Below are 281 nucleotides of genomic sequence, written 5' to 3'. Positions count from 1 at the left end.
GCTCGATGCCGACCTCACCCGCCGGGCCGATCGCCAGGCGGTGCTGGCCGAAGCCAGCCGCGGCCAGGGCGTCAACGTGCTGCTCAACGCCGCCGGCAGCAACAGCTTCGCCCTGCTCGACGCCCTCGACGACGACGTCATCGACAACCTGCTGGCGACCTTTCCGGCGGTGTTCGAGCACCCGGCCTTCCAGCAGAAGAAGAGCGCCATCGAGCGCGCCTTCAACCAGCGCTACGACCAGGCGCTGGACGTGGTGGAAAAGCTCGCCTTGGAAAAGGAGA

General features: G+C 67.6%; 1 protein-coding gene. It reads left to right on the top strand.

Going from position 1 to position 281, the window contains the following annotated elements; genetic code table 11:
* Positions 1-281, top strand: a 281-nt coding sequence (locus tag FS767_RS23290) for a hypothetical protein (RefSeq protein ID WP_256674312.1), incomplete at both ends; no start/stop codon positions are given.

The sequence above is a fragment of the Pseudomonas sp. DE0010 genome, from assembly GCF_007680745.1.
GTDB lineage: Bacteria > Pseudomonadota > Gammaproteobacteria > Pseudomonadales > Pseudomonadaceae > Aquipseudomonas > Aquipseudomonas parafulva_B.
Note: the sequence above shows the minus strand (reverse complement) of the source record. Positions and strands in the feature narration are given on the sequence as shown.